The following is a 15,233-nucleotide window of genomic DNA, read 5'->3' on the forward strand; positions in this document are numbered from 1 at the left end:
TTTTAAAAAATATCAAAATTTAAAACATCAAATAATTAAGGATAGATAATGAGTTTACCTGGTTTAAATTTTCAGCTTGGCGAAGATATTGATGCTTTGCGCGATGTCGTGGCACAGTTCGCTGCCAAAGAGATTGCTCCGCGCGCTGGCGAGATTGATAGCAGTGATGAGTTTCCGATGGATCTTTGGCAAAAAATGGGTGATTTAGGCTTGCATGGCATCACCGTGCCTGAAGAATACGGTGGCGCTAATATGGGCTATGTTGCGCACATGGTGGCGATGGAAGAGATTAGCCGCGCGTCAGCCTCTATTGGTTTGAGCTACGGTGCTCATTCAAACTTATGTGTCAATCAGATTAAGCGTAACGGATCCGAGGCACAAAAGCAGAAATTCTTACCGAAGCTTATCACGGGTGAATTCATCGGCGCTTTGGCTATGAGTGAGACGGGTGCAGGTTCTGATGTGACTAGCATGAAGCTAAAAGCTGAAGAAAAAGGGGATGCTTATGTGCTAAACGGTAGCAAAATGTGGATTACTAATGGTCCCGATGCTGATGTAATGGTGGTCTATGCTAAGACCAATCCTGAGCTTGGCGCGCAAGGTATCACTGCCTTTATCATTGAGAAAGGTATGGAAGGTTTCGGTACCGCGCAGAAGCTAGATAAACTAGGTATGCGTGGTAGTCATACAGGTGAGATGGTCTTTAATAATGTTGAAGTACCTAAAGATAATATTTTGGGCAATTTAAATGAGGGCGTTAAGGTGCTGATGAGTGGGCTTGATTACGAGCGCGCGGTATTGGCCGCAGGACCTATTGGTATCATGCAATCGGTTATGGATAATGTCGTGCCTTATATTCACGATCGTAAACAGTTTGGTCAAGCTATCGGTGAGTTTCAACTGATTCAAGGTAAGGTTGCCGACATGTACACCATATTGCAAGCGGGTCGTAGCTTTTTATATACTGTCGGTAAGAATCTCGATATGTTGGATGCGCAAGGCGCAAATCATAGTCGGCAAGTAAGAAAAGACTGCGCTAGTGTAATCTTGTGGTGCGCTGAAAAAGCCACATGGATGGCAGGCGAGGGTATTCAAATCTTTGGTGGTAATGGCTATACTAATGAGTATCCGTTAGGTCGCTTATGGCGTGATGCCAAGCTATATGAGATTGGCGCTGGCACCAGCGAGATTCGCCGTATGCTCATTGGTCGTGAGTTATTTAACGAGACAAAATAGTCGTTACTGCTATTTCTTCAAACCAGAGAATCAGTGTAGGGTGCGGTTAGCAAAGCGTAACCTGGCGCATAAAGTTTTAATAACGCCTTTATATAATAAAAGAGCAGCTCGTCTGTGACGAGCTGCTCTTTTATTGCCATTATTTTTATTATAAAACGCTAATCAGCCAACTGCTGACGATGATCAAAATAACGCGCTAGTCCATTTAATAATAAATCATCGCGCAGGCGTACTGAACGGCTGACGTGTTGGGCGATCATTCTAGCATCGCCACCTGTCATGATCAGCTCAAAGTTAGGATGACGACGGCTGATCTCATTGATTGACCCAACGATGGATAATAAAATACCGCGATGTACCGCATCTTGAGTATTTATACCTTGAGTAATACTATCAAAAGTACCGTTAGAGATGGTAATTTGCTTAGTTCCTGAAAACAGCGATTCACGTTGCAGATAGATACTAGGAAAGATATAGCCGCCTAAGTGCTGGGCATGGTCAATCAGATCGATCGTAACCGCTGTACCACAGCCTATAACGCACTGGCGCTTTTTCTTATCAACAGCGCCTAGCATTTGTAACCAACGATCACAGCCGAGCTGATTAGAGTCATAAGCGCTATGCATGAGCGGGTGCTCGGCATCGACAGTGACGAAATCAAATGGAATGTCTAAGCGGCTTAGCGTCTTGGATACTTGACCGTTGAGCTCATCTCCCAATACCGATGAGATACCGATAAAGTCAGGCGCATAGTGCTCAAAACGATCGGTGAGACCCATAAGTAGCTCAGCGGGCGATTGCAGATGCTGCCTGGCATCATGCGAGACGATTTGACCGACATCATCAGTCAGCCAGTATTTGAGTCGGGTATTGCCAAGATCTAGCCAAAGCATAACTATCCTTTTAGGGGTGGTTTAATTAGCAGCTATAAGTGTAAGTTTTGACTTTGGAGTGATATCGCTTTAACTGTAAATTATAAAATATATCAATAGCTTAGATATTATTAATGACGTCAATACGACCAGTGAAAAGCGTGGCAAGCTTACCGTTATCTTGACGTAATTGCAAACAGCCGTTTGTATCAATGCCATCAGCACAACCCGTTATGATCTGCGCCTCGCCATTGTGGTTTTGGCTTACTTGGATACGTAACCCTGCTAACGCATCTAATTGATCAAACGCTTCTATAAAGCTTTCGCTAGCGCTTTTTTGCATAGGTTTTGTTTGCTCAGCTAGCTGCTCTTTAGCTATACTCTCAAAGCCTCTTAATGCATCAATTAATGCCTGACTAATTTGTGCGTACAGCTCTTTTAGGCTAGGCAATGAATCAACTAAATTGTTTTGACTATCAGCAGGCATATTTACTGCTAGCGTCTGTTTTATATCCTGTAAACTCAGCGCTTGATAGCTCATACCTTCTAGAGTATGAGTCGTTAATTTTGGTGTGGCTTGGACATTAAGACCAACACCCATGACTATCCCAATCAACTTATTTGCCTGCCATACAGGCTCAATCAAGATACCTGCTAGCTTATTAAAGTAAATGACAGTTGGTTCTGAGCTTTTGTTGCCATTCTTATTAGTATTAGAATGATTGCTTACGTTTACTTCTAAAGGTTTGTAAAAGCCTAAATCATTAGCCCATTTTACTCCAATAGCAGTTAATCCTTGCGCCATTAACTGCTTATTAAAAGCTGCAATAACCGGCATCTTTGCCAGCTCAACACCGATAATTAAAGATAGCAAACCACTGATTGGCATACGTACAGGATGATAGAGCGACAGATAAACGTTGCCTGCTGGTGACTGCCAAGAGCGTCCTCGTTGGCCGCGTCCAGCCGTTTGCGTATCGGCAGTTAGCAAATGTGGCTGATCGGCACTTAAACTTTGATCTTTTATAGCCTCAATTAATTCACTATTGGTCGAGAGGCTGCTAGGCACATGGCGATGATTCACCATTTTTAGCGTCTCAAGATACTTGGAGTTATTAGCGTGTGGCATAGGTTTGGTCGCTGTGATGCTGTGATTAGGTGGAATCTTGCTATACTGTGCCGATTGGTACGGCGCTGTATGCTGACGCTATTATGATCTAAAAACACTCTCAATAGAAGCTAAGTACTCTAAGAGCTTGCTACCCTGTAAGCCAAGTATCGAAAAATAAGCAAAAAAGGATTTTAACAATGTTATATGTATGGTTTGTGATTGCAGGTGCATTTGCAGGAGTCTGTGCAGGCCTATTTGGGGTTGGTGGTGGGATGATTATCGTGCCTGCACTGGTCTGGATTTTTACCGCTTACAGCTTCCCACCTGAGGTGGTCACCCATCTCGCCGTTGGTACTTCGCTTGCGACTATCGTCGTCACTTCTATCAGCTCATTGACCGCGCATAATAAGCGTGGCGGTGTACGCTGGGATATTTGGCGCAAGATGGCGCTAGGCTTAGTCATCGGTAGCTTAGTCGGTGCAGGTGTCGCTGATATGATAGATGGTAAAGCGCTGCAAGCGATCATCGGTGTTGGTGCACTACTAGTCGCGTTAAAGATGCTGTTTTTATCGAATAGAGAGCAATTGGGTAAGCCTCTGCCGTCTGCTGGTACACAGTTTGGCGCGGGTACAGGCATTGGTCTTGCCTCATCTATCTTCGGTATTGGCGGTGGTAGTTTAACCGTGCCGTTCCTTAATTGGGCGGGACTAACGATGAAACAGTCCGTGGGTACTTCTGCTGCTTGTGGTCTACCGATTGCTATCGCTGGGGCATTAGGCTTTGCTTGGTTTGGTCAAAACACAGTCGACTTGCCAGAGGGCACGATTGGTTTTGTGCATATCAGCGGATTTTTATGTATATCGGTCATTAGCTTTATTATGGCAAAGGTCGGTGCCAAGCTTGCTTATAAACTACCTGCACAAACTCTCAAACGCGCCTTTGGCATATTGTTATTATTTGCAGGCGGGCAGTTGTTATTGAGTGGGATTGGGGTGATTTAATATAAAATATTAGTATAAAAAATAATAAGTTGCTTTATGAATAATAGAATACTACTACCCAAATCTTTATGCTAATATTTTGCTTATCTCTATTCATTTAAATCAATAGATTATCATGGAAGATAGTCAAACGGCCTGTTGATGATAGGTCATTACCTACAGTATAAGGAAGCATTGATTATGAGCCAACAAGATGATAAAACCGCAAAAATAGATGCCAATGAAGATAATTCTATAACAGAAAGAGTTATTCACAATGTTTTTACTGATGGTATCTCGTCTGGACGTGCTGATAGCAATGCTGAAGATGAAATCCCATCCAGTACTCAAAATGTAGCAGGCTTTAATAGACGTCGTTTTATGAAAGCTTTTGGTTCCGTAGGGGTCACGGCTGTCGGAGCTAGTAGTTTGGGTCTAGTAGGATGTAGCGATGACGATGATGACTCCAATGCAAACACCAGTGGCGTTGTTAGCTTTGATCATGGCGTTGCCAGTGGTGACCCTTTATCTGATAAAGTCATTTTGTGGACACGAGTGACACCGCAAAGAGCAGGTTCTTTTCAGCCTGTTGTTAAGTGGGTGCTGGGTCGTGATCCACAAATGCGCGACATCGTTAAGCAAGGTGAGGTAACTACAAGCGCGGTCAAGGATTACACCGTCAAGGTAGATGTCAATGGTTTACAGCCTAATACCATTTACTATTATCAATTTGTCGTGGGCAATACAGTGAGTCGTATCGGTAAAACCAAAACTTTACCCGTCAGCAACATCAACCAAGTTAAAATGGCAGTGTTTAGCTGTGCCAATTATCCAGCAGGGTTCTTTCATGTCTATGCAGATGCCGCCAAGCGCAATGATTTAGATGTTTGCATCCATTTAGGCGATTATATTTACGAGTATGCGCGCACTATTACTAATACTCAAGGAAATACCGTACCAGCCTATGCTTCAGCGGATGCGGCAGCTATCGATCGTGAAGTGCTACCCGAGCAGGAAATCGTTAAAATCAACGAGTATCGCCTGCGTTATGCTCAGTATAGGTCAGATCCAGATTTACAAGATTTGCATGCCGCTCTTCCTATGATTGCTGTATGGGATGATCATGAGTTCGCGAATAATGCTTATATCGATGGTGCTGAAAACCATCAACCTGCTACTGAAGGGGATTGGGATGAGCGTAAGGTAGCGGCATTTACCGCTTATCATGAGTGGATGCCGATACGTACTGAGATCAAAAGTGAAATATATCGTCGCTTCGATTTCGGTAATTTATTAAGTCTAAACATGTTAGACACCCGAGTTGTCGGGCGTGATGTGCAGCTCAATTATGTTAATTTTATTAAGGTAGATAGCACAGGAAAGCGCTTTATTGACGCTGCCGCCTTTAAAACGGCTACCAATAATCCTGAAAGACAGATGTTAGGACTCAAACAGAATAATTGGCTAGTCAGTCAACTACAGCAATCAACCGCGACTTGGCAAGTTTTAGGTCAGCAAGTTCTTATGGGACGTATGGCGATACCTGCGCCCGTTATTTTAAACCTCGCCGATCCTAGATTAGGGCTAAGCATCACCGCTTATCTAGCTTTAGTTGATAAATCACAAACCAGCCCGCAAACCTTAACCGCTCAAGATATAGCCAATTTGCAGGAGCCTCCTATCCCTTATAATATTGATGCTTGGGATGGTTATGGCGCAGCACGTGAGCGAGTGTTAAGCACTGTCAAAAGTCTAAATAAAAACCTAGTCGTGCTTGCGGGTGATTCGCATAATGCGTGGGCAAACAACCTCACTAACGACGCTGGTGAAGCAATCGGTGTTGAGTTTGCGACAAGCTCTGTCAGCTCGCCAGGCTTTGAGGTGAATGTGCCTAATATTCCACCAGCAACTTTGCAAGGGGTATTGCTACAATTGATACCTGGATTGAAGTATACGAATTCTAGCCAAAGAGGCTATATGGTGGTCACCATCACACCTGAAGCTTGTCAGTCGGAATGGATATTCGTCAGTGATATTTTGCAGCGAACTTATAGCAGTGAAGTTGGAAGAACGCTAAGAGTGCTTGCGGGTCAAAAAACGATCGATATCTAAATTATTTAGTTTCTAAAGATATAAATGACAAAGGCTACGATAATGATTTATTGTGGCTTTTGTTTTTGGTGGTTTCTGTTTTCAAGCAAACAACTACTATTTAAATTTCTAATACAGTAAGGATAAAGATTAATGTTAGATGAGTTATATTTTAAAATACAAGAAAGCATTGATAGCAAGCTCTCAAGTTGCTCGTAATAAAGTAGCTGGTCATGGTGCAGGTAATGAAGTTAGAGAGATACCTGAGTATTTAGTTAGCTATATACTTCATATGACAGCATCTACCATTGTATTTTTAATCAAAGCAGATGAAAGCTTGAAATGATTACTCCTTATAAATCTCATCTAATCCCAAACGCATCCACTTTCGTGCCAGCTCATTGCGATCGCTAAGCATACTCCACAGCGCGTCTTCACTAAAGATAGAATACGCCTCGCCTGAATGTTCGATAGGTAGATCTTGTTCGCGATCTGCCATCCACTGCGGGTTAAGATAATAAGCCTGTAGCTCATCGAACAGCTTTTCAGCTTCTAAGAATTGCTGTTGTGCCTCAAGCTGTTTACGATGTAGCTCACACCATTCTTCATACTTTTGCTGTAGTTCTTGCGGATTATAATCAGCCATTTTAATGCTCTTAATTCTTATTGTTTAGATTAGGGCGTGTTGAACATTCACAAATAAGCACTGCTGATAGTTAAAATGGGTCTAGTCTAGGTAAAAATCGCAGGTAATGCAGATGCCTTGGCTAGATTTTTACAACGAATAGAGCAATTTTAGCATCAGCCTGTAAGGACAGGACTCTTTTTTGTCGCTTCGTCATTAAAAAGATCCGCTTAGAATGACTAAACTAGATATTTTTAATCTAGAATCGTCTAAAAAATAGTCTCTGTCAGTGCTATGGTCGAATGCTCAACACGCCCTAGTCATTTAGATTTTCAGCCATATTGTAGCATCCTTCACAAATCCTAAAAACCTAGCACAATATGAGGTAGAATAGCCGCCTGTTTTTGCTAATCCAATGTATCGCTCATGCGCCTTAAATCTCTTAAACTAGCAGGGTTTAAATCCTTTGCTAACGCCACCACTTTTACCTTTCCTCATGGTATTACTGCTATTGTCGGGCCAAATGGCTGCGGCAAATCAAACGTCATTGATGCTATTCGTTGGGTATTAGGCGAGACCTCTGCCAAGCAATTACGTGGCGGCGCGATGAGTGATGTGATATTTGCTGGTACGCAAGATAAAGCGGCAAAGAGCGTGGCTAGCGTCGAGCTGACCTTTGAGCATACCCAAGATGAGCAGACAGGTATTCGCCATGAGTTCAATCTATATCAAGAGCTATCGGTACGTCGACAAGTCAATCTTGAGGGACGTTCTGACTACTTTATAAATGGCACGCGATGTCGTCGCCGCGATGTGGTCGATGTGTTCTTGGGTACAGGGCTTGGCGCGCGTAGTTATGCGGTGATTGAGCAGGGGATGATTGGACGCATTGTTGACTCCAACCCCATGCAATTACGCGAATTTATTGAAGAGGCAGCAGGCGTCTCACGCTATCAAGCCCGCCGTGAGGAAACTCAAAAAAAGTTAGAGACCACCCAAGATAATTTAGCGCGCCTGCACGATATGCAAAGTGAGCTAGTACGCCAACAAAAGAGCTTAGCAAGGCAAGCGACTAGCGCTGAGCGTTATGAGGCGCTGACTCTATCGATTGCCGATGTGCAGCAGCAACTGGCCATCCAGCAGTTATACCAAGCCAAGCATACTCAGCAGCAGCAAAGACAAGCTTATAACAATAGCACCGCTACCGTATCAAAGTTGCAAACGGATTATGAGCGTATCAAAGCCAAGCTAGATAAGCTTAGCGCACATATCAATCAGGAGCAGTGGCTCAAAGACGAGGCACAAAGCACTTACTATCAGCAGCAGCTCGAGCTCCAACAAGCCGAGCAGCAATTGCAAAGCGTACAAGCGCAACTTGAGCAAGCCGATCAGCAGCTCATTAATTTAGACATTCAACGCCAGCAAGCCGATGCTGAAAGTGTCAGTCTACAAAGCCGACAAGCCGAGCAACAAGCCGAGCTAGCTGATTTACAGCCGCAGATCGATGAGTTAAAGTTGAGGCGCGCCCGTTATGACGCTGATGAGCCGTCACTAAAACGCGCTTTGTATCAGGCGCAAGACCTACAGACGCAGCTGCAACACAGTGAGCGTAGCCTTCTTCAACAACAAGCGCTAAATACTCAATCACAGCAGCGCTTGCAAGGTAGTGAAGATAAGTGGTCACGCCGCGAGCAGAATTGGCAAGCGTTATGGGCGCAATTATCACAGTCTAAGAGCGATGCTGACAGTGACAGTAGTGCTAATAGTGGCAGTGATACTAATAATGATAAGTCGCCTCTTGCACAAATACAGACGCTTAAAGAACATTTGCAGCAAAACGCGCGGCAACAAGATAGCGTGAGCGAGCAATTAAGTGAGCTAAAGCCCCAAGCGCATATCTTACAGCAACAGCTAAATGCGCAGCAGCGCGAGCTGATTGAGCAAGAAAAATCGCACGCCGCGTTAGCTGGTGAATACGATACTCTCCATAAAATTTTGCATCCGAAGCCTATCAAAACTACAGACAATAAAACTGTAGAGGGCAAAGCTGTGGTGCAGGATAAAATAGCGAGCGCTCAGCATACAGCTCATCTATCCAAACGACCTATCAGCACTTTACGCGAGCAGATTGAATTGAGCACTCAAGGTCAGCAGTACGCTGATTTACTCGATAGCCTGCTAGCTTTGTGGCTGGATAGTCAGGTGTTCATAGAGAGCGAGTTAAACGATGCCGCTGCAGACTCAGTTGATTATTCAAGCAATCATTCAGCCAATTTAGCGCAAACACTGACGCCTTTTTTAACATTATTAATAAGTCATCAGCGGCAGGGCAGTATCAAAAACCCGTTAAATCATAGCTTATGGTTACCTGCTAGCCAGAATAACCAAAAAAATAGCCAGAAAATCTCTTTTATCAATGAGCTAGCAGATGAGGTTAGCGCTAAAGTTTTGCCTTTATCTGAGCTAATAGCGCAGCCCACTTTAGCCTTATGGCAGCAGTGTTATTTATATCTCGCTGATGACAAAGTTACTGATAATGCTACTGACAATGAAATCACCGATGAGCTTGCTACTATCCTACAAGCTTTGCCATCCTCAGCACTATTATTGACTACGGATGGCTGGATAGTTCATAGCCTAGGGATGATCAATGTCGCAAAATTTGCCAGTGCGCAAGACCCTAAAAACAATAATCAAAATAGCCAGTTTTTAAGTCAACGTTTACAGCAGCGCACGCGTTTAGAAGAATTAGAAACTCAGCTTGATGAGCTTGAAGTACATATCGATAGCCAACAGCAAGCTGTAAAACGCACCCAAACCAGCTTCGATACCTTAAATATCAGCCTAGAAGAAACCCGTGCGCAAGCAGAGCGCTTAACGCAAGATAAGTATCGCTATCAGCAGCAACTCAGTGACGAGCAAGCAGAGAATGAGCGCCTGCAAGTGGCTCAAGAACAGTTGCAAGCCGATAAACAGCGATTGCAAGCTGACAAATTATTATTAGAGTCTGAACGGCAAGAATTAGTAGAAGAGCAGCAATCACTGAGTAGTGATCAGCAGACTATTGAGCAAAACATAGCAGCGCTTATACCTAAGCTAAAGGCGGCACGGGCGGCCTACCAGCAACTGCAAGCTGAGCGCAATGAGCTCGGCCGTAACCGTCAGTTAGATGATAAGGCGTGGCAGGCTCTACAATTGACCCTACAAAAAGTTGAGATGTCTTTAGAGAACACTACAACCAGCCTTACGCGTGTCAACGCGGTCTACGAGCAAGCGCTACAAAGCGAAAAAGCACTGCGCTCAAAGCTTGCTAACTTTCAGCAGCAATTACCTAGTTTACAAACAAAGTTACAAACCGTTCAGCTAAAGCGTGACGATCAGCAGCTGTTATTAGCAGAGCGTAATAGCGCTTTAGCGGCGCTCAAACAAGACTATACCCAGCAAGAAGATGAGCTAAAACGGGCGCAAACTCACTTGCAAAATCAGCAAGCGGAGCTGGCAAGCCTATCGACTCAACTAGCGCTTAGTGAGGCAAAATTGCAAGAGTATATTTTGCGCACACAACAGGCTCTAGAGAAATATCAACAGATAAGTAGTGCTAATAACGAGCCTGCGTCGCAATCCGTGATCAGTGTCTCAAGCCTACTGACAGACTTTATTACTCATGAGCGCCGCGTGCGCCCTGACAAAATTGATGAGCTACAAGCTGAGTCTGTTAAACTTGAGCAGCAACTGAGTAAAATCGGCCCTGTTAATTTAGCCGCTATTAGCGAGCTTGATGACGTTAACGAACGTCTAGAGCCGCTTGCCCAGCAAACCAAAGATATTGCCGCTAGCATGGCGACGCTAACTGAGGCGATTGCCGCTATTGATGAGACCACTAAGACGCTATTTATGCAGACGCTGGATAGTGTCAACACAGAGCTTGCCAAGCTATTTGCCAAAGTATTCGGCGGTGGTCAAGCGAGCCTCACGCTGGATACTGATGATATACCAGTAGAAGAATCAAAATCGGAGCAATGGCGCGCAGGACTTACCTTAATGGCACAGCCTAAAGGCAAGCGTAATAGTCGCTTGGCGGTCCTATCCGGCGGTGAAAAAACATTAACCGCGCTAAGCTTAATCTTTGCGATATTTAAGCAGCATCCAGCGCCGTTTTGTGTGCTCGATGAAGTCGATGCCCCACTTGATGACGCTAATGTCGCGCGCTTTACTAGCTTAATCACAGATCTTGCAGATGAGGTGCAGTTTATTTTTATTAGTCATAATAAGCTGACCATGCAGATCGCTGATGAGCTCAAAGGTATCACGATGCCCAGCGCAGGCATCTCAATGCTAGTAAGTGTTTCACTCGATGAAGCGGCTCGCTATATCGATAGCTAGGTACTATTAGTTAAGTTAAGAGTATGGCTAGTTAAGTTAAAAGTATGGCTCAGCGAGGTGAGAATGATTGAATCCGCTAGAACATGTTGAACACTTATTAATAGATACTGATAATAGCTAAAAGTAACCCAGCGCAGATCCGATACAAATTGATGACGCCATAGGGTAGCCATGCTAAACTATTGCCATTTATATCTTGTTGTTTATTCTCATTTATCGTCGTTATTAGGATGTGTCTCTCATGACCGCTATTCAGTTTATGTTGATTGCTATTGCTGCGCTTATTGTCCTTGCAGGACTGTTTATGGTCACTCGTAGCTTTAAGCGTCGCCAAAGCGCTGAAATAAACGCTGTGAGCTATGATAAAAACGGTATTCCTATTATCCCGCGTCATGAGCGTAATGTCGTGGATCAGCCCGACTTGCAAGATACCGTAGCAGGTGAGACGACCATTGGCCCTGATCGTAAATACTTACAGGCAGTGATAGATGATGAGCCGCTGACCCCAGAGTATAGCTATCCCAATGAAGCGGCGGCGCAAAGTCATAGCGAGACAGACAGCTTCGATGAGGATGAGGACTATCAGCGCTGGCAAGCAGAGCAGCGGCACGCTGATGATGCTGAGTTTACTCATTTTTCACAAGAGCTGAGCGATAAGGATAGTGACTATCAAGCTGGTGTTCAAGAGCCAGATGCCTTTTCAAGTCTAATGTCAGCGACGGATAGTCTGATGCCCGTGATCGACACTGCCGATGAGCCTGAGTTTGATGATAATAGTCCTGTTCTTGATCAGCACCTGCTCGCACCTGTGAATGAGGCGCAAAATGGTCCGTTGATTAATGCCAAAGACAATATTAATATCACCATCTTGCCGCACCAGTATCGTGATCGTTCGCCTGCTATCATTCGTGGTCGTGACTTATTGACTTTGATTGACAAATACGGTTTGCGCTTTGGGGCGATGAATATGTTTCATCGCTATGAGCAAAAAGACGGCACAGGGATGCTGTGGTTCAGTATGATGGGTATCACTGATAACGGCATTGCGCCTTTTGACCCACATAGTGTGGCCACTGATAGCTATAATGGCATAGTGGTGTTTTTGTCACTGCCACATCCGCAAGCGCTGCGTAGCTTTGATAGTATGATGAGCATTGCCTATATGATGGCTAATGATTTGGACGCTATGATTCTCGATGAGAATAACGAATCCATCACTGCTGAATACAAGCAGCAACTGCGCAACCAAGTGCGTGATTATGGCGAATAGAGCCACACCCTAGTTTTAATAAACGCAGCTTTTGATTTTATCGGGCTGCGTTTTTGTCTCAGTCGTTCGTGTAAATGTATCCTCAAATTGTTATGATAGTCGTTATTATAAATCGATAGATACCGACTATGACCGATTCAAAAACCACCAACGCCCAAAATAATCCGCTCAATAACTCTTCTATTGATGATAGAGAGATTATCAATAAAATGCGGACGTTAATAGCTGCCCTAAAAACTCATAATAACGCCTATTACGTCCTTGATAATCCTATACTTGAAGACAGCGAGTACGATCAATTGCGCCTGTCGTTAATCAAGATTGAAGAACAGTACCCTGATTTAGTACAGCCAGATAGCCCGATTAATACGGTGGGCGACATACCATTATCAGCCTTTACGCAAGTGACTCATGATATTCCTATGCTATCGCTAGGCAATGTCTTTGAATATGATGACTTACGTGACTTTATGCGCCGCGTCAATGACCGTCTAAGTGATGCTCAGAAAAACCCTGAATATGAAGTCGAGCTAAAACTCGATGGCTTAGCCGTTTCATTAAAATATCAGCATGGCAAATTTGTACAAGCGGTGACGCGTGGCGATGGGCAAACGGGCGAGGACATCACCCAAAACACTAAAACCATTCGCAATCTGCCTTTATATCTTAGCGATGCCGCTGATATAGAGCTATTAGAAGTGCGCGGTGAGGTGCTGATGCCAAAAGCTGGTTTTGAGCGACTAAACCGTCTAGCCCAGCAGAATGAAGAAAAAACTTTTGCCAATCCCCGTAATGCCGCAGCGGGTAGCTTACGCCAACTTGATCCAGCAGTAGCCGCCAGTCGCCCGCTTGCGTTTTATGCGTACTCGGTCAATCAAGGTTTACCTGAACGTATCGACACGCAGTCAGCCGCGTTAGCTTGGCTTGGTGACATTGGCTTTAGTGTTAGCGCTGTGCAAGTGGTAAAGAACCCGCGCGAAACCCAAGAATACTATGAGTCAGTGATTGAAAAACGCGCCAAGCTGCCGTTTGAGATTGACGGTACGGTTATTAAGGTTAATAGCTTAGCGCTACAGCAGCAATTAGGCTATCTCTCGCGTGAGCCGCGTTGGGCAACGGCTTATAAATTTCCTGCCGAGACCGTGATGACGCGCCTACATTCTATCGAATGGCAAGTCGGTCGTACGGGAGCCATCACTCCAGTAGGCAAGCTTGAACCCGTCAAAGTCGGTGGTGTCACTGTCAGTAATGTCACTTTGCATAACTTTGGCGAGATTCAACGTTTGGACGTGCGGGCAGGCGATATGGTCAGTGTGCACCGTGCAGGCGACGTCATCCCAAAAGTCACCCGCGTCTGGGAAGATCAACGTCCTGAAGACTCTACGCCTGCCCAATTACCATCGACTTGTCCTGTGTGCGACTCCCCAGTAGTACTACCCGAAGACGAAGCACTAGCGCGTTGTACTGGTGGACTATTTTGTCCTGCCCAGCAGCAAGAAGCATTGATTCATTTTGTGTCGCGTCGGGCGATGGATATCGATGGGCTAGGCGAACGTTGGCTGATTAGCTTCTTTGAGCAAGGACTGGTCAAGACTGTCGCTGATATTTATCAGCTGCATAATCATCAAGAGCAAATGATTACCTTTGAGAAAATGGGTGAGAAATCGGTACAGAATATTATTGATGCTGTCGAGGCTAGCAAACATACCACGCTATCTCGCTTTATCTACGCGCTTGGTATTCGCGGTGTTGGTGAAGGCACCGCGCAGAATTTCACCCAGCAGTTTGGTGATTTAGAGCGCTTAATGACAGCCGATATCGAGACGCTAATCCAAACCCCTGATGTCGGTACGATTACCGCTGAGCTGGCCTACGAATTCTTTCGCGCGCCGCACAATATCGAAGTCATCAATGCTTTGCTAGCAGCTGGTGTGTATTGGGATAAAGTTGAGAAAAAGTCATCAAGTCATTTACCTCTTGATGGGCAAACGTGGGTCATTACTGGTGCGCTTGCGAGTATGGCGCGTGATGAGGCTAAAGCCAAGTTGCAAGCGTTAGGAGCCAAAGTATCGGGTAGTATTTCTGCCAAAACGACGGCATTGCTAGCAGGTGAAAAAGCGGGATCAAAAATGGCGAAGGCCGAGAAACTGGGCGTAAAAGTGGTGAGTGAGGATGAGTTTTTGGTAATGTTGGATGAGTAATATGTTTTGAATTTAGCTTGATTCATAGCGTTTAGTGTAGGGTGCGCCCAGCGCACCATGAACTATAAAACACACTATTCTATTAAAGTGATTTTTATTCTAACTACTTTTAAAAAGACAAAGATTTAAAAGCATGGCCTCAGCATCGCGTTCTTTAGAGGTCGGTAAATATGCGGGTCATGGTTATTCTTACTTTAATGGTTCGCCTCGGCGCTCGTCCCTCGCGTGAAATTGTGCTTGGACAAAGTAGCGCTTTGCTATTCTTGTTACGCATTCGCTAAAAGAGAAATATCACACATATTTGATATGATTATATTGGTCGAGTAGGGTGCGCCTCGCGCACTATTTAAGAATCGAATTTTAAAACACAAAAGCATTATTTGATAAATAATTATATAAAAAATAATTTACGCAGAGAGGTAGGTTTGATTGTTTAATACTCATACATCGGTGCGCAGGGCGCA

The 15,233-nt window shown here is 44.5% G+C and carries 10 protein-coding genes; 7 read left to right on the forward strand and 3 right to left on the reverse strand.

Translation table 11 applies throughout. From position 1 onward, the window contains the following. Positions 1-48 precede the first annotated feature (48 nt). Positions 49-1,236: an isovaleryl-CoA dehydrogenase gene (locus ACR63T_RS02060; RefSeq protein WP_472784614.1), complete on the forward strand. Its 1,188-nt coding sequence runs from the start codon at positions 49-51 to the stop codon at positions 1,234-1,236. 158 nt (positions 1,237-1,394) lie between these two features. Here ACR63T_RS02060 and ACR63T_RS02065 read toward each other — a convergent pair whose 3' ends face one another. Together ACR63T_RS02065 and ACR63T_RS02070 are read right to left on the reverse strand one after the other, a co-directional pair. Further along, the gene (locus ACR63T_RS02065) at positions 1,395-2,129 is read right to left on the reverse strand and encodes a pantothenate kinase (RefSeq protein ID WP_305899528.1); all 735 of its coding nucleotides are present in this window, start codon (positions 2,127-2,129) and stop codon (positions 1,395-1,397) included. Positions 2,130-2,229: 100 nt separating this feature from the next. Continuing rightward, on the reverse strand, positions 2,230-3,237 hold the full coding sequence (locus tag ACR63T_RS02070; protein WP_472784615.1) for a biotin--[acetyl-CoA-carboxylase] ligase: 1,008 nt from the start codon (positions 3,235-3,237) through the stop codon (positions 2,230-2,232). Between the two features lie 179 nt (positions 3,238-3,416). Between ACR63T_RS02070 and ACR63T_RS02075 the strand changes: the two genes are divergently transcribed. The 3 genes from ACR63T_RS02075 (at position 3,417) to ACR63T_RS02085 (ending at position 6,636) form a co-directional block, all read left to right on the forward strand. Continuing rightward, positions 3,417-4,220, forward strand: a complete 804-nt coding sequence (locus ACR63T_RS02075; RefSeq protein ID WP_472784616.1) for a sulfite exporter TauE/SafE family protein — start codon at positions 3,417-3,419, stop codon at positions 4,218-4,220. A 180-nt stretch (positions 4,221-4,400) separates the two neighbouring features. Then, the gene (locus tag ACR63T_RS02080; protein ID WP_472784617.1) at positions 4,401-6,311 is read left to right on the forward strand and encodes an alkaline phosphatase D family protein; all 1,911 of its coding nucleotides are present in this window, start codon (positions 4,401-4,403) and stop codon (positions 6,309-6,311) included. Positions 6,312-6,450: 139 nt separating this feature from the next. Beyond that, positions 6,451-6,636: a DUF7014 domain-containing protein gene (locus ACR63T_RS02085; protein WP_472784618.1), complete on the forward strand. Its 186-nt coding sequence runs from the start codon at positions 6,451-6,453 to the stop codon at positions 6,634-6,636. Here ACR63T_RS02085 and ACR63T_RS02090 read toward each other — a convergent pair whose 3' ends face one another. After that, positions 6,637-6,936 carry a DUF4298 domain-containing protein gene (locus ACR63T_RS02090; RefSeq protein WP_472784619.1) on the reverse strand — a complete coding sequence of 100 codons (300 nt, stop codon included), beginning with the start codon at positions 6,934-6,936 and terminating at the stop codon, positions 6,637-6,639. A gap of 405 nt (positions 6,937-7,341) precedes the next feature. Between ACR63T_RS02090 and ACR63T_RS02095 the strand changes: the two genes are divergently transcribed. The 3 genes from ACR63T_RS02095 (at position 7,342) to ligA (ending at position 14,769) form a co-directional block, all read left to right on the forward strand. Further along, the gene (locus tag ACR63T_RS02095) at positions 7,342-11,298 is read left to right on the forward strand and encodes an AAA family ATPase (RefSeq protein WP_472784620.1); all 3,957 of its coding nucleotides are present in this window, start codon (positions 7,342-7,344) and stop codon (positions 11,296-11,298) included. 241 nt (positions 11,299-11,539) lie between these two features. Next, the gene (locus ACR63T_RS02100; protein ID WP_472784621.1) at positions 11,540-12,568 is read left to right on the forward strand and encodes a cell division protein ZipA C-terminal FtsZ-binding domain-containing protein; all 1,029 of its coding nucleotides are present in this window, start codon (positions 11,540-11,542) and stop codon (positions 12,566-12,568) included. 209 nt (positions 12,569-12,777) lie between these two features. Next, a complete protein-coding gene (gene ligA / locus ACR63T_RS02105; protein ID WP_472785214.1) occupies positions 12,778-14,769 on the forward strand; it encodes an NAD-dependent DNA ligase LigA in 1,992 nt (663 codons plus the stop codon). Positions 14,770-15,233: the final 464 nt, after the last annotated feature.

The organism is Psychrobacter sp. M17(2026) (assembly GCF_055699815.1).

Excerpts from the sequence above, each read along its gene's own strand:
- ACR63T_RS02060 (WP_472784614.1), top strand. The coding sequence starts at position 49 with ATGAGTTTACCTGGTTTAAATTTTCAGCTTGGCGAAGATATTGATGCT.
- ACR63T_RS02065 (WP_305899528.1), bottom strand. The coding sequence starts at position 2,129 with ATGCTTTGGCTAGATCTTGGCAATACCCGACTCAAATACTGGCTGACT.
- ACR63T_RS02070 (WP_472784615.1), bottom strand. The coding sequence starts at position 3,237 with ATGCCACACGCTAATAACTCCAAGTATCTTGAGACGCTAAAAATGGTG.
- ACR63T_RS02075 (WP_472784616.1), top strand. The coding sequence starts at position 3,417 with ATGTTATATGTATGGTTTGTGATTGCAGGTGCATTTGCAGGAGTCTGT.
- ACR63T_RS02080 (WP_472784617.1), top strand. The coding sequence starts at position 4,401 with ATGAGCCAACAAGATGATAAAACCGCAAAAATAGATGCCAATGAAGAT.
- ACR63T_RS02085 (WP_472784618.1), top strand. The coding sequence starts at position 6,451 with ATGAGTTATATTTTAAAATACAAGAAAGCATTGATAGCAAGCTCTCAA.
- ACR63T_RS02090 (WP_472784619.1), bottom strand. The coding sequence starts at position 6,936 with ATGGCTGATTATAATCCGCAAGAACTACAGCAAAAGTATGAAGAATGG.
- ACR63T_RS02095 (WP_472784620.1), top strand. The coding sequence starts at position 7,342 with ATGCGCCTTAAATCTCTTAAACTAGCAGGGTTTAAATCCTTTGCTAAC.
- ACR63T_RS02100 (WP_472784621.1), top strand. The coding sequence starts at position 11,540 with ATGACCGCTATTCAGTTTATGTTGATTGCTATTGCTGCGCTTATTGTC.
- ligA (WP_472785214.1), top strand. The coding sequence starts at position 12,778 with ATGCGGACGTTAATAGCTGCCCTAAAAACTCATAATAACGCCTATTAC.